The 22,619-nt window shown below is 73.6% G+C and carries 19 protein-coding genes; 11 read left to right on the top strand and 8 right to left on the bottom strand.

The window, feature by feature from the left end:
• The first annotated feature begins 5 nt into the window (after positions 1-5).
• From iolB to ACPXCS_RS09930, 7 genes are all read left to right on the top strand, one after another.
• Entirely contained in the window at positions 6-818 is an 813-nt protein-coding gene (gene iolB / locus ACPXCS_RS09960; RefSeq protein WP_425947197.1) for a 5-deoxy-glucuronate isomerase, read from the top strand.
• Positions 815-2,692: a 3D-(3,5/4)-trihydroxycyclohexane-1,2-dione acylhydrolase (decyclizing) gene (iolD, locus tag ACPXCS_RS09955; protein ID WP_425947196.1), complete on the top strand. Its 1,878-nt coding sequence runs from the start codon at positions 815-817 to the stop codon at positions 2,690-2,692. Before iolB ends, iolD begins: the two co-directional genes overlap by 4 nt.
• A 14-nt stretch (positions 2,693-2,706) precedes the next feature.
• Positions 2,707-4,209, top strand: coding sequence for a CoA-acylating methylmalonate-semialdehyde dehydrogenase (gene mmsA / locus ACPXCS_RS09950; protein ID WP_425947194.1), 1,503 nt, complete (start codon positions 2,707-2,709; stop codon positions 4,207-4,209).
• Between the two features lie 197 nt (positions 4,210-4,406).
• Entirely contained in the window at positions 4,407-5,807 is a 1,401-nt protein-coding gene (locus ACPXCS_RS09945) for an APC family permease (RefSeq protein ID WP_425947192.1), read from the top strand.
• 183 nt (positions 5,808-5,990) lie between these two features.
• A complete protein-coding gene (locus ACPXCS_RS09940) occupies positions 5,991-8,648 on the top strand; it encodes a CocE/NonD family hydrolase (protein ID WP_425947191.1) in 2,658 nt (885 codons plus the stop codon).
• A complete protein-coding gene (locus ACPXCS_RS09935) occupies positions 8,645-9,511 on the top strand; it encodes an ABC transporter permease (RefSeq protein WP_425947189.1) in 867 nt (288 codons plus the stop codon). Before ACPXCS_RS09940 ends, ACPXCS_RS09935 begins: the two co-directional genes overlap by 4 nt.
• 130 nt (positions 9,512-9,641) lie before the next feature.
• Positions 9,642-11,567: an AMP-dependent synthetase/ligase gene (locus tag ACPXCS_RS09930; RefSeq protein WP_425947187.1), complete on the top strand. Its 1,926-nt coding sequence runs from the start codon at positions 9,642-9,644 to the stop codon at positions 11,565-11,567.
• A 74-nt stretch (positions 11,568-11,641) separates the two neighbouring features.
• Here ACPXCS_RS09930 and ACPXCS_RS09925 read toward each other — a convergent pair whose 3' ends face one another.
• A complete protein-coding gene (locus ACPXCS_RS09925; RefSeq protein WP_062926939.1) occupies positions 11,642-12,037 on the bottom strand; it encodes a rodlin in 396 nt (131 codons plus the stop codon).
• Between the two features lie 244 nt (positions 12,038-12,281).
• Here ACPXCS_RS09925 and ACPXCS_RS09920 point away from each other — a divergent pair, with 244 nt between their 5' ends.
• From ACPXCS_RS09920 to ACPXCS_RS09910, 3 genes are all read left to right on the top strand, one after another.
• Positions 12,282-12,677 carry a rodlin gene (locus tag ACPXCS_RS09920; protein ID WP_425947185.1) on the top strand — a complete coding sequence of 132 codons (396 nt, stop codon included), beginning with the start codon at positions 12,282-12,284 and terminating at the stop codon, positions 12,675-12,677.
• Positions 12,678-12,883: 206 nt separating this feature from the next.
• Positions 12,884-13,135 carry a chaplin gene (locus ACPXCS_RS09915; RefSeq protein WP_425970932.1) on the top strand — a complete coding sequence of 84 codons (252 nt, stop codon included), beginning with the start codon at positions 12,884-12,886 and terminating at the stop codon, positions 13,133-13,135.
• A gap of 111 nt (positions 13,136-13,246) precedes the next feature.
• Positions 13,247-14,029, top strand: a complete 783-nt coding sequence (locus ACPXCS_RS09910; RefSeq protein WP_425947181.1) for a chaplin — start codon at positions 13,247-13,249, stop codon at positions 14,027-14,029.
• 49 nt (positions 14,030-14,078) lie between these two features.
• Here ACPXCS_RS09910 and ACPXCS_RS09905 read toward each other — a convergent pair whose 3' ends face one another.
• Both ACPXCS_RS09905 and ACPXCS_RS09900 read right to left on the bottom strand, forming a co-directional pair.
• Complete coding sequence (locus ACPXCS_RS09905; protein ID WP_425947179.1) at positions 14,079-14,276, bottom strand: hypothetical protein; 198 nt, start codon at positions 14,274-14,276, stop codon at positions 14,079-14,081.
• 49 nt (positions 14,277-14,325) lie between these two features.
• Positions 14,326-15,534 carry an ATP-grasp domain-containing protein gene (locus ACPXCS_RS09900; RefSeq protein ID WP_425947177.1) on the bottom strand — a complete coding sequence of 403 codons (1,209 nt, stop codon included), beginning with the start codon at positions 15,532-15,534 and terminating at the stop codon, positions 14,326-14,328.
• Positions 15,535-15,661: 127 nt separating this feature from the next.
• Here ACPXCS_RS09900 and ACPXCS_RS09895 point away from each other — a divergent pair, with 127 nt between their 5' ends.
• On the top strand, positions 15,662-17,002 hold the full coding sequence (locus tag ACPXCS_RS09895) for a glycoside hydrolase family 26 protein (RefSeq protein WP_425947175.1): 1,341 nt from the start codon (positions 15,662-15,664) through the stop codon (positions 17,000-17,002).
• Positions 17,003-17,037: 35 nt separating this feature from the next.
• Here ACPXCS_RS09895 and ACPXCS_RS09890 read toward each other — a convergent pair whose 3' ends face one another.
• From ACPXCS_RS09890 to murJ, 5 genes are read right to left on the bottom strand one after another with little or no spacing between them, the layout of a single operon-like run.
• Positions 17,038-18,144: a GNAT family N-acetyltransferase gene (locus ACPXCS_RS09890; protein WP_425947173.1), complete on the bottom strand. Its 1,107-nt coding sequence runs from the start codon at positions 18,142-18,144 to the stop codon at positions 17,038-17,040.
• On the bottom strand, positions 18,141-18,791 hold the full coding sequence (locus ACPXCS_RS09885) for a lipopolysaccharide biosynthesis protein (RefSeq protein ID WP_425947172.1): 651 nt from the start codon (positions 18,789-18,791) through the stop codon (positions 18,141-18,143). Before ACPXCS_RS09885 ends, ACPXCS_RS09890 begins: the two co-directional genes overlap by 4 nt.
• Complete coding sequence (locus tag ACPXCS_RS09880; RefSeq protein ID WP_425947170.1) at positions 18,788-19,939, bottom strand: glycosyltransferase; 1,152 nt, start codon at positions 19,937-19,939, stop codon at positions 18,788-18,790. Before ACPXCS_RS09880 ends, ACPXCS_RS09885 begins: the two co-directional genes overlap by 4 nt.
• Positions 19,936-20,703: a polysaccharide deacetylase family protein gene (locus ACPXCS_RS09875; RefSeq protein ID WP_425947168.1), complete on the bottom strand. Its 768-nt coding sequence runs from the start codon at positions 20,701-20,703 to the stop codon at positions 19,936-19,938. The genes ACPXCS_RS09880 and ACPXCS_RS09875 overlap by 4 nt, the downstream gene beginning before the upstream one ends.
• Complete coding sequence (gene murJ / locus ACPXCS_RS09870; RefSeq protein ID WP_425947573.1) at positions 20,687-22,222, bottom strand: murein biosynthesis integral membrane protein MurJ; 1,536 nt, start codon at positions 22,220-22,222, stop codon at positions 20,687-20,689. The genes ACPXCS_RS09875 and murJ overlap by 17 nt, the downstream gene beginning before the upstream one ends.
• Positions 22,223-22,619: the final 397 nt, after the last annotated feature.

Here is a 22,619-nt window from a genome sequence, read left to right as displayed (position 1 = left end):
GCTTCATGACCAGTGAGCTGTACGTCCCCAAGGGCACCACCTCCGACGTGAACTACGTCCTGGACATCGACCCCAAGCGGGCCGGCTGGACGCACAGCAGCCTGCGGATCGTGGAGCTCCAGCCGGGCGGCACGCACACCTTCACCACCGGTGACAGCGAGTGGATCGTCCTGCCGCTGCGGGGCGGCTGCACGGTGCGTGTGGAAGACCAGGAGTTCACCCTCTCGGGCCGGGACAACGTGTTCGCGTCGGTCACCGACTTCGCGTACGCGCCCCGGGACGCCCGGGTCCAGATCGCCTCCGGCGCGGGAGGCCGCTTTGCTTTGGCAGGAGCGAAGTGCGAGCGACAACTCCCCGCCCGCTACGGCCCCGCGCCGGAGGTCCCCGTCGAGGAGCGCGGCAGCGGCAGCTGCCTGCGCCGCGTCCGCAACTTCGCCTCCGCGGACGCCTTCGACTGCGACAAGCTCATCGCCGTCGAGGTGATCACGCCCGGCGGCAACTGGTCCTCGTACCCGCCGCACAAGCACGACGAGCACCGGCCCGGCGAGGAGTCGCAGCTGGAGGAGATCTACTACTTCGAGATCGACGGTCCGAACGGTTTCGGCTACCAGCGCGTATTCCCCTCGCGTGAGGGCGGGTCCGACGTCCTCACGGAGGTCCGCTCCGGCGACGCCGTCCTCGTCCCCGACGGCTGGCACGGCCCGTCGATCGCCCAGCCCGGCCACGACATGTACTACCTGAACGTCATGGCGGGCCCGGGGGAGACGAGGGAGTGGCGGATCTGCTTCCACCCGGACCACACGGAGGGGTACCGATGACGATCCGCCTGACCGTCGCACAAGCGCTGGTCCGCTTCCTCGCCGCCCAGTACACCGAGCGCGACGGCGTGCGGCAGCGGCTCATCGGCGCCACCTGGGGCATCTTCGGCCACGGCAACGTCGCCGGCCTCGGCCAGGCGCTGCTGGAGCACCGCGAGCGGATGCCCTTCCACCAGGGGCGCAACGAACAGGCCATGGTGCACGCGGCGGTCGGCTACGCCCGCCAGTCCAACCGCCTCTCCACGCACGCGGTGACCACCTCCATCGGCCCGGGCGCCACCAACCTGGTCACCGGCGCCGCCCTCGCCACCATCAACCACCTGCCGGTGCTGCTCCTGCCCGGCGACGTCTTCGCCACCCGCCCCGCCGACCCGGTCCTGCAGCAGCTCGAAGTCCCGTACGCCGGTGACGTGTCGGTCAACGACTGCCTGCGCCCGGTGTCGAGGTACTTCGACCGCGTCACCCGCCCCGAGGCCCTGATCCCCTCGGCGCTGCACGCGATGCGCGTGCTCACCGACCCCGTCGAGACCGGCGCCGTCACCCTCGCCCTGCCGCAGGACGTGCAGGCGGAGGCGTACGACTGGCCGGAGCAGTTCTTCGCCGAGCGCGTCTGGACCGTACGCCGTCCCGGTCCCGACCCCGCGGAGCTGCTGGACGCGGTGCACACGATCCGCGCGGCGCGGCGGCCGCTGGTCGTCGCGGGCGGCGGCGTCCACCACAGCCGCGCCGAGGAGGCGCTCGCCGAGTTCGCCCGGGCTACCGGCATCCCGGTCGCCTCCACCCAGGCCGGCAAGGGCTCCCTGCGCCACGACCACCCGCAGGACGTCGGCGGCATCGGCCACACCGGCACGGCCGCGGCGGACGAACTGGCCCGCACCGCCGACCTGGTGATCGGCGTCGGCACCCGCTACACCGACTTCACCACCGCCTCCGGCACCCTGTTCGCCCACCCGGACGTGCGGTTCCTGAACCTCAACATCGCCCCCTTCGACGCCCACAAGCTCGCCGGGCAGCCCCTGGTCGCGGACGCCCGCAGCGGCCTGCAGGAACTCACCGGCGCCCTGCGCCTGCACGGACACCGGGTCGCCGACGGCTACGCCACCGAGTACACCGAGGACAAGGAGCGCTGGGAACAGCGCGTCGACGCCTGCTACGAGGTGGACGAGCCGGACACCCGCCCCTCCCAGCCCCAGGTCCTCGGCGCCCTGGACGCCCTCGTCGACGCGTCGGACATCATCATCAACGCGGCCGGCTCCCTCCCCGGCGACCTGCACAAACTCTGGCGGACCCGGTCGCGCGACCAGTACCACCTGGAGTACGGCTACTCCTGCATGGGCTACGAGATCCCGGCCGCCATCGGCGTGAAGATGGCCGCCCCGGACCGGCCCGTGTGGGCGCTCGTCGGCGACGGCACGTACCTGATGATGCCGACGGAGATCGTGACGGCCGTGCAGGAGGGCGTCGCGATCAAGGTCCTGATCATCCAGAACCACGGCTACGCCTCGATCGGCGGTCTGTCCGAGTCGGTCGGCGGCGAGCGCTTCGGCACGGCGTACCGCTACCCGTCCGAGGACGGCTCGTACACCGGCCCGCCGCTGCCCGTGGACCTCGCCGCCAACGCGGCCAGCCTCGGCATGCGCGTGCTGCGCGCCAAGACCGTCCGGGACCTGCGCGAGGCCCTCGCCGAGGCGCGGGCCGCCGACACTCCCACATGTGTCTACGTGGAGACCCAAACGGCAGACACAGTGTCGGGCGCGCCTCCCGCGCAGGCCTGGTGGGATGTACCCGTGGCCGAGACCGCGACACGGCCGTCCGCGGTCAAGGCACGTGAGCTGTACGAACGGCACGTCTCCACCCGACGCCGCCATCTGTGAAGGAGTTCCCGGCCATGACGAAGATCGTCAACCACTGGATCGGCGGCAAGACCGTCGAAGGCGCCTCGGGCACGCACGGGCCGGTGACCAACCCGGCGACCGGCGAGGTCACGACGAAGGTCGCGTTCGCCTCGGTCGACGAGGTGGACGCGGCGGTCGCCGCCGCCAAGGAGGCCTTCGCCACCTGGGGCCAGTCCTCACTGGCCCAGCGGACCTCGATCCTCTTCAGGTTCCGGGCGCTGCTGGACGCCCACCGCGACGAGATCGCCGAGCTGATCACCGCCGAGCACGGCAAGGTGCACTCCGACGCCCTCGGCGAGGTCGCCCGCGGCCTGGAGATCGTCGACCTGGCCTGCGGCATCAGCGTGCAGCTGAAGGGCGAGCTGTCCACGCAGGTCGCCAGCCGCGTGGACGTCTCCTCGATCCGCCAGCCGCTCGGCGTGGTCGCGGGCATCACGCCGTTCAACTTCCCGGCCATGGTGCCGATGTGGATGTTCCCGCTGGCCATCGCGTGCGGCAACACCTTCGTGCTGAAGCCGTCGGAGAAGGACCCGTCGGCCTCGGTCAGGCTCGCCGAGCTGCTCGCGGAGGCCGGTCTGCCCGACGGCGTCTTCAACGTCGTGCACGGCGACAAGGTGGCCGTGGACCGCCTGCTGGAGCACCCGGACGTCAAGGCCGTCTCCTTCGTCGGCTCGACCCCGATCGCCCGCTACATCCACACCACCGCCTCCGCCAACGGCAAGCGGGTCCAGGCGCTCGGCGGCGCCAAGAACCACATGCTGGTCCTGCCGGACGCCGACCTGGACGCGGCCGCCGACGCGGCGGTGAGCGCGGCCTACGGCTCCGCAGGCGAGCGCTGCATGGCCATCTCCGCGGTCGTCGCGGTCGGCGCCATCGGCGACGAACTGGTGGAGAAGATCCGAGAGCGCGCCGAGAAGATCAAGATCGGCCCCGGCGACGACCCCACCTCCGAGATGGGCCCGCTCATCACGAAGGTCCACCGCGACAAGGTGGCGTCCTACGTCGAGGGCGCGGCGGCCGAGGGCTGCGAGGTCGTCCTGGACGGCACCGGCTACACCGTCGACGGCTTCGAGGACGGCCACTGGATCGGCATCTCCCTGCTCGACAAGGTCCCCACGTCCGCCAAGGCCTACCAGGACGAGATCTTCGGCCCGGTCCTGTGCGTGCTGCGCGCGGAGACCTACGAGGAGGCCCTGGACCTGATCAACGCCTCGCCGTTCGGCAACGGCACCGCGATCTTCACGCGGGACGGCGGCGCGGCCCGCCGGTTCCAGCTGGAGGTCGAGGCCGGCATGGTCGGCGTGAACGTCCCGATCCCGGTCCCGGTGGGCTACCACTCCTTCGGCGGCTGGAAGGACTCGCTCTTCGGCGACCACCACATCTACGGCAACGACGGCACGCACTTCTACACCCGCGGCAAGGTCGTCACCACCCGCTGGCCGGACCCGGCCGACGCCCCGGCCGGTGTGGACCTGGGCTTCCCGCGCAACCACTGACCCTCGCGCCCGGGGCCGTCCGCATGGCGGACGGCCCCACTTTTTTGCGCACCCGCCCTGCGGTTCCCGCACCCGCCACGCCCGTGACGCAGAAGCCTTGATGCAACGTTAACGCGCGAAAGACCGCCCCTGCGCTGCGGATTTCGTAGGTGAACAGCCATTGACGTGATGGTTTCCGTCGATGTTGCATCCCTCACGTGACCGACACCCTCACCCCTGTCGAGGCCGCCGTCGCGCAGGCGTCGGGCGGCCCCAAGAAGCTCAAGCGCTCCATCGGAGTCGTCGGCGGCACCCTCCTGACCCTCTCCTGCGTGACCCCGGCCTCCACGCTGTTCGTGGTCGTCCCGGACCTGTTCGGCTCGCTCGGCACCGCCACCGCCCTGACGATCGCCATCGGCGCACTGCTCTGCGTCGCCGTGGCGTTCTGCTACTCGGAGCTGGGCACCCTCGTCCCCAGCGCCGGCGGCGAGTACGCCATGGTCTCGACGCTGGCCGGACGCCTCGCCGGCTGGCTCGTCTTCGTCCTGTCCCTGCTGGTCGTGATGATCGTCCCGCCGGTGATCGCGATGGGCACGGCCGACTACCTCGCCCCGCTGGTCCACCTCGACCCGTCCTGGGCGGGCGCCTCGGTGATGCTCCTGGCGACCCTCGCCGGCCTGCTCGACCTGCGGGCCAACGCCTGGATCACCGGCGTCTTCCTGGTCCTGGAGGTCGTCGCGGCGGCGGTCGTCGCGGTCCTGGGCTTCACGCACGCCGAGCGCGGCGCGGACAGCCTGGTCTCGATGCAGGTGGCCGGCCCCGACGGCACGCCGGACACGGTGACGGCCCTCCTGGTGGTCTCCGGCCTGGCGATCGCCCTGTTCGTCACCCAGGGCTTCTCCACGGCGGTCTACCTCTCCGAGGAGCTGGAGAACCCCCGCCGCTCGGTGGCCCGCACGGTCCTGGCCACCCTCGCCATCTCCGCCGTGATCATCCTGGTCCCGGTCGCGGCCATCACCCTGGGCGCCCCCGATCTCGCCGCCCTGAGCGGCGGGGACATCGGCGCCATGGTCACCGCCTGGTCCGACTCGGCCGTCGGCACGTTCGTCAGCCTCTGCGTGGCCCTCGCGATCATCAACGCCGGGATCGTCATGGTCATCCAGAACTCCCGCGTCCTGTTCGCCTCGGCCCGCGACCGGGCCTGGCCCTCCCCGGTCAACGCCCTGTTCTCCCGCCTCGGCCGCTTCGGCTCCCCCTGGGTCTCCACCCTCGCGGTCGGGGTCCCCGGCGCGGCCCTGTGCTTCGTGAACCTGGACACCCTCTACGGCGTCACGGGCGTCTCGGTGACGGGCATGTACCTCCTGGTCGCCGTCGCCGCCCTGCTCTCCCGCCGCGGAGCCCACCGCCACACACCGGCCTGGCGCATGCCGCTGTGGCCGGCGGCCCCGCTCCTGCTGGTCGTGGTCCTGGTCTACGTCCTCGTCCAGCAGGAACCGGCCTACCTGCTCTGGACGGGCGGCATCACGGCGACGGCCACCCTGTACTGGGCCCTGTACCTGCGCCCGCGCAAGCAGACGCGGTGGCTGGTCTCGGTACCGGAGGACGAACAGGCCTCTTAGGGACGCGGGGAACTGCGCGACCGGCCACCACGCACCCGCACCCGGCACCGCACAGCCCCCGCCGGGCTCGAAGCCGTACACCACCCGCAGTACGCCGCAGACTCCGTGTACACCCCTGGAAGGCCCCGCACTTCGGTCTCCGGTCGACAACTCATCGACAGGTTCACCCCGTACCGTTGACGCATGGATCTTCGACTGCCCGGACTCAACGGGCTGCTTCGGCGGCCCCGGAGGCTCCTCGCCGCCGGGGCCGCCGTCGTCGTCCTCGCGGGAGCGGGGACCTGGACGGCCGTCGCCGGCGACGAAGCGCCCCCGGTGCACCGCGCGGACCGGCTCCTGGACACCGGGGACGGCGTGCGCATCGACACCTCCTTCTTCACCACGCCGGGCGACGACCGCCGCCCCGCCGTCCTGCTCGGGCACGGCTTCGGAGGCAGCAAGAAGGACGTCCGGCAGCAGGCCGAGGACCTCGCCCGGGACGGCTACGCGGTCCTGACCTGGTCGGCGCGCGGCTTCGGCAGGTCGACCGGCAAGATCGGCCTGAACGACCCGAAGGGCGAGGTCGCCGACGTCTCGAAGCTCCTCGACTGGCTGGCGGAACAGCCCCGGGTCGAGCTCGACACGAAGGGCGACCCCCGCGTCGGCATGGCCGGCGGCTCCTACGGCGGCGCCATCGCCCTGCTCGCGGCGGGACACGACCGGCGCGTGGACGCCATCGCCCCCGCGATCACCTACTGGAACCTCGCCGACGCGCTCTTCCCGAACGGCGTGTTCAAGAAGCTGTGGGCCGGCATCTTCGTCAACTCCGGCGGCGGCTGCGAGAAGTTCGAGGCCGCGCTGTGCCGCATGTACGAGCGGGTCGCCGAGTCGGGCACACCCGACGCCGAGGCCCGCGACCTGCTGGAGCAGCGCTCCCCGTCCGCGGTCGGCAAGGACATCGAGGTGCCGACGCTGCTGCTGCAGGGCCAGTCCGACTCCCTCTTCCCGCTCGGCCAGGCCGACCGGGCCGCGCGGACGATCCGCGCCAACGGCGCCCCCGTGGACGTCGACTGGATCGCCGGCGGCCACGACGGCGGCGACATGGAGACCGGCCGCGTCCAGAGCCGCGTGAAGACCTGGTTCGACCGCTACCTGAAGGACGACAAGGCCGTCGACACCGGCCCCGCCTTCCGCGTCACCCGCACCCTCGGCATGGGCTCCGGCGACGGCGAACCCCGCCTGACCGGCGTGACCTCGGACCGCTACCCGGGCCTGGAGAGCAAGCAGCGCTCCCTCGCCCTGACCGGCCGCGAGCAGACCTTCGACAACCCGCCCGGCGCCAGCCCGCCCGGCGTCTCCGCCCTGCCCGGCCTCGGCGGCGCGGGCGGCCTCAGCCAGCTCTCCGGCCTCGGCATCGGCGTCTCCCTGGACTTCCCTGGCCAGTTCGCCGCGTTCGAGTCGGCCCCGCAGCGCGAGGACCTGCAGATCACCGGCTCGCCCACCGTGACCGTGCGGGTGAAGTCCACCAGCGACGACGCCGTGCTCTTCGCCAAGCTCTACGACGTCGGGCCCGGCGGTGACACCCAGCAGGTGCTGCCCTCCCAGCTCGTCACGCCCGTCCGGGTCGAGGACGCCAAGGCGGGCAAGGACGTCCGCATCACCCTCCCGGCGATCGACCACGAGATCGACGACGGCCACCGGCTGCGCCTGGTCCTCGCCTCCACGGACCTCGGCTACGCCTCCCCGACCGCCCCGGCCACCTACACCGTCTCCCTCGAGGGCGACCTGCAGGTGCCCTCCGCGCTCGGGCAGCGCGACACCCAGGGCGCGCTGCCCGCGTGGGTGTGGTGGCTGCCCCTGGCGGGCGCCGCGATCGCCCTGGCCCTGATCGTCACGGGCCGCCGCCGCACGGCCGCCCCCGCCCCGCCGGACCCGGCACTCGCCGAGGTCCCGCTGCAGATCACCGACCTGACCAAGCGCTACGCCAAGGCCTCGGACCGGTACGCGGTCAAGGACCTCTCCTTCCGCGTGGAGAAGGGCCAGGTGCTCGGCCTGCTCGGCCCCAACGGCGCCGGCAAGACGACCACCCTGCGCATGCTGATGGGCCTCATCAAGCCCGACGGCGGCGAGATCCGCGTCTTCGGCCACGCCATCGCCCCGGGCGCCCCGGTGCTGTCGCGGGTCGGTGCCTTCGTCGAGGGCGCCGGCTTCCTGCCGCACCTGTCCGGCCGCGAGAACCTGGAGCTGTACTGGCGCGCCACCGGCCGCCCCGCCGAGGACGCGCACATGGCGGAGGCCCTGGAGATCGCGGGCCTGGGCGACGCGCTCGCCCGGGCGGTGCGCACCTACTCCCAGGGCATGCGCCAGCGCCTGGCCATCGCCCAGGCCATGCTCGGCCTGCCCGACCTGCTCATCCTCGACGAACCGACCAACGGCCTCGACCCGCCCCAGATCCGCGAGATGCGCGAGGTGATGATCCGCTACGCCGCGGCCGGACGCACGGTCATCGTCTCCAGCCATCTCCTCGCCGAGGTGGAGCAGACCTGCACGCACCTGGTCGTGATGGACCACGGGCAGCTCGTCCAGGCGGGCCCGGTCGCGGAGATCGTCGGCTCGGGCGACACGCTCCTGGTGGGCACGCCCACGCCGGTGGACGAACCCGTCGTGGAGAAGGTCGCCGCGCTGCCGGGCGTCGCCTCGGCCGTGCGCACCGACGAGGGCCTGCTGGTCCGGCTCGACGCCGACGGCACCCCGCAGCGCCTGGTCGCCGACCTGGTGCGGCTGGACGTGGCGGTCGCCTCCGTGGGCCCGCACCGCCGCCTGGAGGACGCCTTCCTGACCCTGATCGGAGCCGAAGCATGAGCACGCTCGCCGACCCGCCCGTCGAGGTCGCCGACGGCTACCGCGCGGGCCGCACCCTGCCCTTCCGCGTCGAGCTGGTCCGGCAGCTGAAGCGGCGCCGCACCATGGTCATGGGCGGTGTCCTGTTCGCCCTGCCGATCATCCTGCTCATCGCCTTCCAGGTGGGCGGCGACCCGGGCGGCGGCAACAACCGCGTCAACCTCATGGACACGGCGACCGCGTCCGGGGCGAACTTCGCCGCGGTCAACCTCTTCTCCGCCGCGGGCTTCCTGCTCGTCATCCCCGTCGCCCTGTTCTGCGGTGACACGGTCGCCTCGGAGGCCGGCTGGTCGTCCCTGCGCTACCTGCTCGCGGCGCCCGTGCCCCGGGCCCGGCTGCTGTGGTCCAAGCTCGCCGTCGGGCTCAGCCTCAGCCTGGCCGCGCTGGTCCTGCTGCCGGTCGTCGCGCTGATCGTCGGCACGGCCGCCTACGGCTGGGGCCCGCTCCAGCTGCCCACGGGCGGCACCCTGCCCACCGGCACGGCGGCCCAGCGGCTGCTGGTCGTCACGGTCTACATCATGGTGTCCCAACTGGTCACCGCCGCCCTCGCGTTCTGGCTGTCCACCCGCACGGACGCCCCGCTCGGCGCGGTCGGCGGCGCCGTGTTCCTCACCATCATCGGCAGCGTCCTGGACGAGGTGACGGCCCTCGGCGACTGGCGCCACTTCCTGCCCGCGCACTGGCAGTACGCCTGGCTCGACGCGGTCCGGCCGCAGCTGGAGTGGTCGGACATGATCCAGGGCACGTCGATCTCCGTGACCTACGCGCTCGTGCTGTTCGCCCTGGCCTTCCGCGGTTTCGCCCGCAAGGACATCGTCTCCTAGCTCCCCGCGGCACGGGCCCGCCCATTGACCTTTCCTTACGCCTGAGTAAGTTTACTCCTGAGTAAGTACGAGCACGTGCCCGTACGTACGAGCGCCAGCACGTCAGCCTCATCCGCGACCGGGAGCCGTCATGGGCGTACGCAAGGATCTGAAACGGGCGAAGCAGCGCACCGACCTGGCGCTCCGCACCAGGGCCGAGACCGTCAGGGACGACCGGGGCGTCGTCCGCGAGGCCCGCACGGCGCCCCTCGCGCCCCGCCCGGCGACCGGCAGCATCGCCGACCTGCCGTACACCAACGCGGCCGAGGCCGCCGACGCCGTGGTCCTGCGCCGCGAACGGCACGGCAGCTGGCAGCCCGTCACCGCGGCCGCCTTCGCCGACGAGGTGACCGCCGTGGCCAAGGGCCTGATCGCGGCCGGCCTGGAACCGGGCGGCCGCGTCGCCGTGATGTCCCGCACCCGCTACGAGTGGACGGTCCTGGACTTCGCGATCTGGTCCGCCGGCGGCCAGACGGTCCCGGTCTACGCCACCTCCTCCGCCGACCAGGTGGAGTGGATCGTCCGCGACTCCGGAGCCCGTCATGTCGTCGCGGAAACGGCCGCGAACGCCGACACGGTCCTGACCGGCACGGCCGCCCACCCCGAACCCCCGCGCGTGTGGCACCTCGACGGCGGCGCCCTCGACGAACTCACCGCCCTCGGCCGGGACGTCACCGACGAGGAGGTCACCAAGCGGCGCACCGCCCTGACCCCCGACACGACCGCGACCCTCTGCTACACCTCCGGCACCACCGGCCGCCCCAAGGGCTGCGTCCTCACCCACGCCAACCTGCACGCCGAGGCCGCCAACACCGTCGAGCTGCTGCACCCCATGTTCCAGGAGGTCACCGGCGAGACCGCCTCGACGCTCCTCTTCCTGCCCCTCGCGCACATCCTCGGCCGCACCCTGCAGATCGCCTGCCTGATGGGCCGCATCGAGATCGGCCACTGCCCGAGCATCAAGCCCGCCGAACTCCGCCCGGCCCTCAGGGCGTTCCGCCCCACCTTCCTGGTCGGCGTGCCGTACCTCTTCGAGAAGATCCACGACACCGGCCGCGCCACCGCCGAGAAGCTCGGCCGCGGCTCCTCCTTCGACCGCGCCCACCGCATCGCCGTCCGCTTCGGTCAGGCCCACCTGGACAGGTTCCTCGGGAAGGGCAAGGGCCCGGGCCCGGGCCTGTGGGCCGCCTGGGCCCTGTACGACCTGCTGGTCTACCGCCGCATCCGCAAGGAACTCGGCGGCCGCCTGCGCTACGCCATCAGCGGCGGCGGCCCCCTGGACCGCGAGCTCAACCTCTTCTTCTACGCGGCCGGCATCCTGATCTACGAGGGCTACGGCCTCACCGAGACGACCGCCGCCGCCACCATCGTCCCGCCCCTGGACCCCCGCCCCGGCACGGTCGGCCTGCCCGTCCCCGGCACCGCCGTCCGCATCGCCGACGACGGCGAGGTCCTCATCAAGGGCGGCATCGTCTTCACCGCCTACTGGAACGACCCGGCCGCGACCGGCGAGGCCCTGGACGACGGCTGGTTCGCCACCGGCGACCTCGGCTCCCTCGACGAGGACGGCTACCTCACCATCACCGGCCGCAAGAAGGACATCCTCGTCACCACCGGCGGCAAGAACGTCTCCCCGGCCGTCCTGGAGGACCGCCTGCGCAGCCGCCCGCCCGTCGGCCAGTGCCTGGTCGTCGGCGACAACCGCCCCTACGTCGCCGCCCTGATCACCCTCGACCCCGACGCCCTCGCCCACTGGCTCGCGGTCCGCAAACTGCCCGCCGACACCCCGCTGTCCGAGCTCGTCCACGACGAACGCCTGCGCGCCGACGTCCAGAAGGCCGTGGACCACGCCAACGAGGCCGTCTCACGCGCCGAGTCGATCCGCGCCTTCGCCCTGGTCGACGGGGACTTCACCGAGGAGAACGGGCTGCTCACGCCGTCCTTGAAGGTCAAGCGGCAGGCGGCCACGGCGGCCTACGCGGAGCAGATCGAGGCGCTGTACGCGGGCCGGGCCTGAACGCGGCGGGCACAGCAAAGGGGGCGGGCCGCCCGGCAGTCGCCCGGCGGCCCGCCCCTTCAGGCGGGTCTGCGTCAGTCGCCGTTCGCCGACAGGATCGACACGTCCTCCAGCAGGTGCGCCAGCGCGCCGTCGCGCTTGGCGTTGGTGCTGTTCTCCGCACACTGCTGCTGCTGGTGGTCGGACAGGATCGGGATGTCCTGGATCGGGATGCCGATGAGCGCGCCCACACCGATCGGCAGGTCGTTCACGGCGATGCACGGCTTGTTGAACGAGCCCTGGATCAGAGCCATCTGCGGGCTCATGTTGCCGTACGTGGACGAGTTGCCGAAGCTCTGCATCGCCCCGTTGCCGTTCACGGCCGTCGGACCGCTGTCGTCACCGACGGCGAGCGCCTGCGGCGCCGCGGCGGCGGAGGCTCCCATGACGGAAGCGGCGATCGCCGCGGTGGCAATAACCTTCTTGATCACTGACCAGTCCTTTCTGAGGAAACCCCGTCCTCCGGAGCGTTCTGGTCAACTGCACGGGCGGTGCATGGTTTCTCCTCATCACTCTGTCAGCCCATGCCAGGACAGTTTGTGTGTTCTTCGTCCCCGGTGATTATCGGTGCTTTCGGGCGCTGCGGGCCAACCGGGTGAACACCCGCAACCAATCATCCCGAGGCGGGTTGATGAGGCCGTAGGACATGCGTCGCTACGAGGAAAGGAACGCGAAGTGCTCAAGAAGGCAATGGTCGCCGCGGCGGCCGCCGCCAGTGTCATCGGAATGTCGGTGGCGGCAGCTCCCCAGGCTCTTGCCGTCGGGGACGACTCCGGACCGTCCGTCGCCAACGGCAACGGCGCCTCGTCGTCGTTCGGCAACTCGGCGACCAAGGGCGACATGAGCCCCCAGCTCTCGCTGGTCGACGGTACGCTCAACAAGCCCTGTGTCGCCGTTCAGGACCTCGACGTCGGCGTTGCGCTTCTCATCGGCGTGGTGGTCCAGGACATCCCGATCCTGTCGGACCACGTCCAGCAGCAGTGCGCGGACAACTCGACGAACACCAAGCGGGACGGCGCGCTCAACCACATCCTGGAGGACCTGTCGGTCCTCTCGGCGAACGGCGACTGACCCGTACCGTACGCAGACCGGGCGGCCCGCTGAATCCACGGCGGGCCGCCCGGCCGTACCCGGGTCTTTCCGGTGGGCATTCGAGTGAATTCCCCCGCGTCGTACGTTCCTCAGTTTCTTCGGATGTCAATTCCTCGTTTGCAGACTGCAGGTCATGGTGCGAGCCGTCCAGGCTGTGCTCGCTCGGCTTCGGTCGACAAAGGGGCATGACTGCAGAGAAGGGAAAGTTCATGAAGAAGAGCGCTGCTGTCGTCGCGGGCGCGATCATGGCCCTGGGCATGGCCACCCCGGCCATCGCGGACGCCGGCGCCCAGGGTGCCGCCGTCGGTTCCCCGGGTGTCCTCTCCGGCAACGTGGTCCAGATTCCCGTGCACATCCCGATCAACGTGTGCGGCAACACCGTGAACGTCATCGCCCTGCTGAACCCGGCGTTCGGCAACGAGTGCGAGAACGACTGACGCGGTAACGCACCAGCAGCACCGGCTGCGACCTGGCCGGCCCCGGGAGAACACGTCCGGGGCCGGCCTTTCCCACTTCTACGAGCACTCCACCAGCAGGAGGCAACGAGAATGCGACAGACCCTGAGCAGGGGAATGGTCGCCGCAGCGGCCGCGACGGGCATCCTGTCCCTGTGCGGCGGCGCCGCCCTCGCCGACTCGACCGCCCAGGGAGCCGCCTCGGGCTCACCGGGCGCGGCGTCCGGCAACAACGTCCAGGTCCCGGTCGACGTACCGGTCAACGGCTGCGGCAACACCGTCGACGTGGTCGCCGCGCTCAACCCGGCGTTCGGCAACTCCTGTACGAACGACTCCGGCGGCCACGGCCGGCACGACTCCTCGGGCGGCTCGGCGTTCGACGACGGCGACGACTGGCCCGGCGACGACGGCGACGACGGTGACGGCGACGACTGGCCCGGCGACGAAGGGGACCAGCCCCCCGGTGACGGCGAGGACAGGTCCCACGGCGGCGGGGACACACCCCGAGGCGGCGGGTACGGCCACGACGACGGTGGCTACGGCCACGACGACGGTGGCTACGGTCATGACGACGACGGCGGATACGGGTACGGCGACACCCCGCCCACGAAGCCCCCGCACACGCCCCCGACGAAGCCTCCGCACACCCCGCCGCCTACCGAGCCCCCGCACACACCCCCGCCCGGCGGCCACCAGTCGACGCCTCCGCAGGCGCCTCCCGGGGAGCACCACACGCCCCCCGGTGGTCACGAGCAGCCGCCCAGTCTCCCCGAGACCGGTGCCGAGGCGATGCTCGGCGCCGCTGCCGCCAGCGCCGCGCTGATCACCGGCGGCGTCGTGCTCTACCGGCGGGGCCGCGCCGCGTCCCACCGCTGACACGGCGGGTGCCGGACGCGAGCGCCCGGCACCCGTGAAGGCCCTGCGGTCAGCAGTCGCCCGGGTAGAAGAACCCGAGCAGCGGGATGCCCAGCAGGATCAGGCCCAGGCTGTCGTGCTCCTTGCACTCCCGGTCCTTGGAGTGGGTGACCTCGGGGCGGATGTCCGCCTCCGAGGCCGTCGCGGTGCCGCCGAGGAGCGCGACACTCAGGGCGAGGCTGGAAAGCACCGTGGCGGTGCGCTTCATGTGAGTCATAAGAACAAATTAGGCGTTCACGTACGAAAAGCGCGCAATCCTACCGCGCCAGCCGGGTGAACCGGCCCGCCGGCTCCGGGCGCAGCCTGCCGAGCACCCGCCCGGCGGCGTGCCGGCCCCACAGGCGCCACATCGCCCGGCCGGGCGCCCGGTCGTCCGGGGCGTGCCAGGCCAGCTCCCGTCCGGCGGGCGCGGGCCGCAGCGCGCTCAGCGGCGCGTAGTTCTCCACCACGAAGGCCCGCCCCGGCCGTGGGGCCCCCTCCGGCAGTGGACGGTGCGTCAGATCGAGGTGCAGCGCCCGGACGACGTCCACGCCCGCCGTGTCCGTGAAGAGGCGGAACTGGGCGCCGGGGCGCGGGTTGAAGTCGAGCAGGTGGTAGCGGCCCGTCGTGCCGCAGCGGCGGAAGTCCAGGTCGAGGATGCCGCGGTAGCCCAGCTCCCCGGTGATCCGCTCGGCGAGCACCCGTACCTCCGGGTTGGCCGTCCAGCGGCCGACCGACGTCAGGCCCGCCCCGCGCGGCCGGGCGCGCTGCTTGTGCCCAGTGCCGCCGGCCCGCACCAGCCCGGAGCGGTCGGCGTACCCGTGGAAGAACCAGTCACGGTCCGGGCCCGGCGGCAGGAACGCCTGCAGGAGCAGCCGGCTGCCCGCCTCACCGGCGCGCAGGTACAGCTCCCGGGCCTGCCGCGCGGAGCGCACCAGCACGGTGCTGCGCAGTCCGCTGCCCGGCGGTACCAGCCAGGGCCTGCTCCACTTCGCCACCACCGGCAGCCCCAGCCGCGCCACGGCCGAGGCCGCCCGGTCCGCGCTGTCCGGCACGAGCGTCTCGGGGTGCGCGACATCCAGCGCGGCGCACATCACGGCCAGTTCCGCCTTGTCGGCGACGCGTTCGGGCAGCGCCCCGGGCGTCTCGGGCAGCAGGTACGCCGGTGCCAGCTCCTCGCGCATCCGGCCCACCGCGACGGCGCCCGCGTCGTCCATCGCGATCAGCACCGCGGGACGGGCGACGCGCCGGGCCACGCGGCGCAGCACGCCCGCGATCTCGGCCGGGGACGCCCCGGGCGCCGGCGGCGCGTGCAGCCCGCACACGAAACGGGACCGGGGGACGGGACTTCCCGCGCAGTCGGCGACCACGTGCACCTCCACGCCCGCCCGGCCGAGTGAGCGCACGGCCCCCAGCGTTCCGTGGTGAAAGGGGTTCCGGTCGATCCGCAGCAGGACCGCGGGGACGCGAATGTCGAGCAGTGACACGGGCTATTCCTTCGAACTTGGTCACCGGTGCGGACGAGGGGGCCACTCGAAAGCCCCAGCGGCGGTGGCGTGATTCCGTTTCATATGACTGAGTGTCAATAAGCGGAGACGAACGAGAGGGGCGGCCATGGCCACACGGCAGCGACGCGCACGGTCCCGGCGGCTGGCCTTCGTCGCGGCGGCGGTCGCCGCGACGGCGGCACTGGCGTCCGGCCACACGGTCGTCGCGGAGACGGGCACGGCGGGCCGCGCCGAGCCACCGGCCCCGGCCCCCGCGGCCACACCGGCGGCCCCCGCGGCCCCCGCCGTCCCGGCCGGGTCGCCCACGCCGGGCACCACCGCACCCGGCACCGCACCCGGCACCGCACCCGGCACGGCGCCCGGCACCGGTCCCACCGCACCCGCACGGCCCGCGACCGCCTTCGGCGCCTACCTCGACTACGGCCCGCGCGGCGTAACCCGCATGGCCCAGCTCAGCGCCTGGCTCGGCGGGGCGAAGCTGCGCGTCGGGCACACCTACCTGCCCGGCGACCGCTGGAGCAACATCGAGGGCCGCCCCGGCTTCCTCGACGTCTGGGCCAACTGGCGCCGGGAGCAGGCCGACCGGCTGCTCGTCCTCAACGTGCCGATGCTGGAGCGCAACGAGGAGGGCGTGCCCGACCACGAGGTGCGCCGGCTGCTGCGCGAGGGCGCGGCAGGCCGCTACGACCACCACTTCCGCAGCCTCGCCGAGCGGCTGGTCGAACTGGGCGTGCCGGACACGGTGCTGGTGCTCGGCTGGGAGATGAACGGCATCACGTACACCCACCGCTGCGGGCCGGACCCGGAGGCCTGGAAGCAGTACTGGAACCGGATCGTCACCACCATGCGCGCGGTGCCGGGCCAGAAGTTCCGCTTCGACTTCACACCGAGCCGCGGCCGGGACGCCGTGCCCTGGACGCAGTGCTACCCGGGCGACGACACCGTCGACATCATCGGCATGGACGCCTACGACCAGCCGCGCGGGATGTCGTTCGACGAACAGGTGACGGAACCCTACGGGCTCCAGCAGCACGTGGAGTTCGCGAAGGCCCACAACAAGGCCATCTCGTTCCCCGAGTGGGGACTCTTCCGCAACGGCGACAACGCCGACTACATGAAGCGCATGCTCGCCTGGATGGACGAGCACAAGCCGCTCTACCAGACGCTGACGGACTACTGCCCGCACGGCGTGTGGCAGTGCGACGACAACCCCCGGGCCTCCGAGGTCTACCGGTCGTTCCTCTTCGGCCGCGACCAGGGCGCCACCCCGGCCCCCACGACCCCCGCCCGGCCACCGCAGCCGACCCCCACCCCGACCCCGCAGCCGAGCGCGCCCGAGCCCGGGCGTCCGGCGAACTGCTCGCCGCTGAACCTCGGCGACTGGGTCGAGTACTGGATGGGCGGCAAGCTCTGCCTGCGCCTGGACTGGTGGTCGCGCACGCGGTAGCCCGTGCCCGGGAGCGCGGCCGGCGGCGGGCCCGGTCAGGGCCGGCCGCCGCGGTCGCGCTCCCGCAGCCGCCGCAGCGCCTCCTTGCCCCGCCGGCGCGCCGCCGCGTCGCCCAGCGCCGCCGCCAGCAGCGGTGCCGTGCGCCGCCGGGCCAGCAGCAGCCGCTGGTTCACCACCGGCAGCGGGCGCCAGTGGTGCTTGTAGGGCTCGTTGCCGCGCAGCAGGCTCAGCGTGCCGAGCGTGCCGTCCTTGGTGTGGGTGGCGGTCGAGTCCAGCAGCATCGCCGCCACGTCCGCCTTGTGCTCACGCAGCCGCGGGTGGGCGCCGTACAGATAGCCGCCCGCGAGCCGCGGTGACAGTAGCGTCAGGTCCACGGCCACCACGTCGCCGTCCAGCCGGAACTCGGTGACCACCGCGTCCCCGGCGCGCACCATCGGCCCGACCGACCGCACGAGGTGGTCACGGAACCGCGGCCGCAGATGCTCCGAGGTCACCTTCCGCCCCTGCCACTGCAACCGGTGCAACTCCAGCAGCCGCAGCAGCGCCTCGTCCACCTCGCCGGGGGTGACGACCCGCCGCTGGACGCCGAGCGCGTCCAGCCGGCGCAGCTTGGCGCGCAGCCGCTGCTGGGTCTTGGACGGCAGCCGGGCGATCAGCTCGCCCATGGGAACGGCCGGCAGCTCCAGGCACAGCGAGTCGTCCACCCGGGCCCTGGGTCCGGCCCACCGCTCCCAGACCCGCTCGGCCGCCGCGCCGGGCCGGACCTCGCGCAGGTCGATCAGCGCCGTGCGGGCGGCGGCCGACAGCGCGGCGGTGAGCGCGGCCACCGCCTCCTCGCCGTGCCCGTCGTCCACGAGGACGTCCCCGTAGTCGGAGATCGCCCCGCCGAGCGGCACGAGCACCGGGAGCGGGCGCGTCACGAGCCTCAGCGGGGCGGCGGCGACCAGGTCACCGGTGCGGCCGTCACGCACCAGCACCAGCCGCAGCCGGCCGCGCCCGCCGTACGACCGCCACCACGAGTGCAGCCAGGCGTGGCTCTGGAAGGGGGTGGCGTGGGCGTACCGCCGGTGCAGCCGGTCCCAGTCGGCGGCCAGGGCCGCGAAGGCCCGCTCGTCGGTGACCCGTTCCGCGGAGTACGTCACAGCTGCCCGTGCGCGTCGGCGGCGACGGCCGGACCGGGCACGGCGGCCGGCCGGCCCGGGCTCTCGGCGGGCCGCCGCGGCCGGACCAGCACCGCCAGCCCGCCCAGCAGCCCGCCCGCGCTCGCGCCGACCAGCCCGGTCACCCCGGCGGAGGCGGTGGACGGCTCGGCCGGCTCGACCGCCCGGGCGAACTGCTGGAGCTCGACCCGCGTGGACCGCTGGGTGTCCGCGGCGTGCCGGGTCAGCGCGCGGGCCACGGCGTCGGCCATGTCGGCGGCGAGGTCCGGGCGGGAGGACGTCGCCGTCACCGACACCATCGGGGCGTCCGGCGAGGTCGCCGTGCGGACGCTGTCCCGCAGCGTCGACACGGGCACCCCCGCCCACACCTGCGCGTCCCCGAGCACCGCGAGCTGCGGGGCGACCCGGCCGTAGGCCTGGGCGAAACCGAGGGCGGTCGCGGTGTCGGACTTCGCGGTCGGCACGGCGACGACGTAGCTGGTCGCCGTGTACTGCGGTGTCCTGACCAGGCCGTACGTGCCGCCGAGCAGACCGCCGGCCACGGCCCCGGCCGCGAGCAGCGACCAGGGGGGCAGGGACCTGGTGAGGGCGGTGACCTGGCGGTGCTGCCGTGCGGGGGTGTCGGTCATGAGGTGCGGGCTTCCTGGGGCGAGGGGGACAGGGGACGGGCGACCGCGGCGGCGTACACGTCCAACAGCCGGGCGGCGCTGCGGGTGATGCAGTAGTGGCGGGCGGCCTCGGGCACCGTGCGCGGCCCGGGGCCCTGCCGCCGTACCTCCGTCAGGGCGCGGGCGAACGCGTCGGGCCCGCCGGTGACCCGCCGGGCGGTGGGCGCCGCCGACGGGGGCAGGTCCTGCAGGGCCGGGCAGGAGGCGTAGAGGACCGGCAGACCGGACGCGAGGGCCTCCACGACCGCCAGGCCGAAGGCCTCCTCCGGGGACGGCGAGGCGAGGACGTCCATCGCGCAGGTCAGCGACGGCAGGTCGGGGCCGGGCGAGCCGTCGGGGACGCAGGGGCGTTCCCCGGTGAACAGCACACGACCGGCGACCCCGGCCGCCCGCGCGGTGCGGCGCAGCACGTCCTCCTCGGGGCCGCCCCCGACCAGCAGCAGCCGGTGGTCGTCCGGGAGGTGGGCCAGCGCCCGGATCAGCACGCCGAAGCGCTTGCCGGGCGCCAGCCGGCCGACGGCGCCGATGACGTACGCGTCGTCCGGCAGGCCCAGCCGGCGGCGGGTCTCGTGGCGGCGGGCCGGGTCGAAGCGGAAGCGGGCCACGTCGATGCCGTTGGGCACGACCTCGATGCGCGGCCCGGGCACGCCCCAGTGCCTCAGGCGCGTGGCGACCGTGGGGGAGACGGCGACCGTGGTGCTGCCCAGGCGTTCGCCCGCCAGGTACAGCGCGCGGACCCCCGCGTTGAGCGGCCGGCCCTCCATCTGCGAGTCGCCGAGGGAGTGCTCGGTGGCCACCACCGCCCGGACGCCGGCCAGCCGCGCGGCGATCCGGCCGTAGAGGCAGGCGCGGTAGAGGTGGGTGTGCACCAGCTGGTAGCCGCCCGCGCGGATGATGCGCACCAGGCGGGGCAGGGCGCCCAGGTCGCGGTTGCCGGCCATGCCGAGGTGGTGGACGCGCACCCCGTCGGCGCGCAGCCCGGCGGCCACCGGCCCCGGGTTGGTCAGCGTCACCACGTCGCAGTCGACGGGCAGGTGCCGCAGCAGCAGCCGCAGTTGCTGCTCGGCACCGCCCACACCGAGGCCGGTGATGATGTGCAGCGCCTTCACCGGGGCTCCTCGACGGGTCGGCGGCGCAACCGGTGCAGCCGGTACTTCAGCAACAGCCGCAGCGGCGTGTCGTTCTGGCCGATGTGCACCCGGGGCAGCGCGTGCGGGCCGCCGAGCGGGCCCGAGTCGATCGCGCAGGCGTAGGTGTAGCCCGCCTTCCGCACCGCGTCGACGGCACGCGCGTCGACCGTGCCGTAGGGGTAGCAGAAGCCGGCCGGTGCCGTTCCGGTGAGTTCCGCGAGCACGGTCCTGCTGCCCTCGGTCTCCGAGCGGAGGATGACGTCGTCGGCCCGGGTCAGGTCGACGTGGGTGAGGCCGTGCGAGCCGATCTCGACGCCCTCGGCCGCCGCGTGCCGCACGCCCTCGGCGGTCAGCAGCGGCTTGCGCGGGCCCAGCGGGTCCCAGGCGTTCTCGCCGCCGAGCCGGCCCGGGAGCACGAACAGGGTGGCGCCGCAGCCGTGGCGGCGCAGCACGGGCAGGGCCTCGGTGACGAAGTCGGCGTAGCCGTCGTCGAAGGTGAGCCCGTACAGGCCCCGGCCCTCGCCGCGGGCCCGGGCGGCGAGCAGGTCGGCCATGGACACGCCGCGCAGCCCGCGCCGCCTGAGCCGCCCGAGCTGCTGGTCCAGCCGCTCGGGCGTGACCGTGATGCGGTACGGGTCGTCCGTGGGGTCGCCGACGGAGTGGTACATCGCCACGAACAGGACCGGTCCGGGTCTGGTGCGGGTGCCGGTGTCGGTGTCGGGGGTGTCAACGGGAGCGGCCATGAGTCAGCCTTCGTGAGACGGAACGGAGGGTGGTCAGCGCGGTGCGGCAGCCCTGGTCGCCCAGGGCCCGGCCGAGCGTGAGGAAGACGACGGCGACGGTGAGGGCGCCGGCGGCGAGAGCGAGCAGGGGGGAGCCCGGGACGGCGGGGCCGAGGCGGCTCGCCGCCCAGGCGCCCGCGACGGTCGCGGCGGCCGCCGCCACCAGCGGGCGGACGAACCCCGCCAGGACGTGCCGGGTGCGGATCGGCAGGGCACGCGGGCCCATGCCGGCCAGCAGCAGCGCGGCCGTGACGGTGATGCCGGCGGCGTTCGCGGCGGCGATGCCGATGACGCCCCAGGGGCCCACCGCCCAGGCACCGGCCGCGCCCGTGACGACCAGCCCGGCCGCCATCGCGCCGAGCGGGTACCAGGTGGCCCGGCCCGCCGAGAAGTACGAGCGGATCAGCGCCCCGACCAGGGTCTGCGCGAGCAGTCCGAGGGCGTACACGCGCATCACCCGGACCGTCGCGGTCGTGTCCTGGGCGGTGAACGCGCCCCGCTGGAAGAGCAGTTCGACCAGCTGCGGGGCACAGGCCACGACGACCGCGGCACCGGCCAGCACCAGGCAGGCGGCCAGGGCCAGGTCGCGCTCCACGCGGGCGCGGGCCCGCTCGGTGTCGCCGTCGGCCAGGGCGCGGGCGACCACCGGGAAGGTGACCGTGCACAGCATCAGCGACAGGGTCATGGGGATCTGGGCGACCTTCTGCGCGTAGTTCAGGTGCGAGATGGCCCCGGCGGGCAGGGTGGAGCCGAGGAACCGCTCGATCAGCACCTGGGACTGGCGGCACAGCGCGAACAGCAGGACGGCCGCGAGCAGGGCCAGCCCCATGGGCCGGCCGCCGCCGTCCGCGCCCCCGGCCGGACCGGCCCCCGGGCCGCGCCGCATCTCCCGCCCCATCACGGGCAGTTGCGCCAGCACCATCAGGCAGCCGCCCGCGGCCACCCCGACCGCCGCCGCGCGCACGCCCCACCGCGCGCCGAGGACGAGCACCGCGGTGATGATGCCGGTGTTGTAGGCGACGTAGATGGCCGCCGGGGCGAGGAACCGGCGGTGCGCGCGCAGGGCGGCGCTGCAGTACCCGGCGAGACCGAACGTGAACACGCAGGTCGCGGTGAGCCGGGTGCAGTCCACGGCGAGTCCCGGATCGGGCAGGCCCGGGGCCAGCACGTGCACCAACTGCGGCGCGAAGGCGGCCAGCAGCGCGGCGACCGTGGCGAAGGCCAGCGACAGCCGGGGCAGCGTGGCGGCGACCAGGGCCCGGACCGGGTCCCCGCCGGCACCCTGCGCCCGCCGGGCCAGGGCCATGCTGAACGCCGGGATCAGCGCGATGGCCAGCCCGTCCTCGATCAGCAGCGTCGCGGCGAACTCCGGCACGGTCCACGCCACGAGGAACGCGTCCGTCTCGCTCCCCGCCCCGAACATCCGGGCCAGCGACAGGTCCCGCACCAGCCCGAGCAGGGCCCCGGCGGCGGAGAACACGGCCGTGACGAACGCGGCCCGCGCGAGGAACCCCCGGGTGACGGGGGCGTCGGCGGGGGAGGGGCGCGCAAGAGCGGGAGACTCGACGCCGACGGACGCGTCCGGCGCGCCCGTGGGCGCCGCATCCCGGGGCGGGGCGACCGTGGGCCCGGGGCGGGCCGGGGTCGTGCCGGTCGCCGGGGCGGGTTGCGGTGCCGAGGGCGTCCCGGCGGCCGTGGTGGAGGGCTTGCCTTCGACCGGTGTGCGGGTGGGGGCCGCATTCGGTGCCGGGGCCGTGGCTTGGGTGGCGGCCGGGGGCGTGCCGGTCGTCGGGGTGTGCTGCTGTGCCGAGGGCGTCGTGCCGGTCGTTGGCGGCGGTCCAGGGGTCGTGGCCCGCGGACCGGTGGGGGGCTCGCCT

The organism is Streptomyces sp. DT190 (genome assembly GCF_049846985.1).
In the GTDB taxonomy this organism is placed as follows: Bacteria; Actinomycetota; Actinomycetes; order Streptomycetales; family Streptomycetaceae; genus Streptomyces.
The sequence above is the reverse complement of the archived record's forward strand: the minus strand, read 5'-3'. Positions and strand labels throughout refer to the sequence as shown.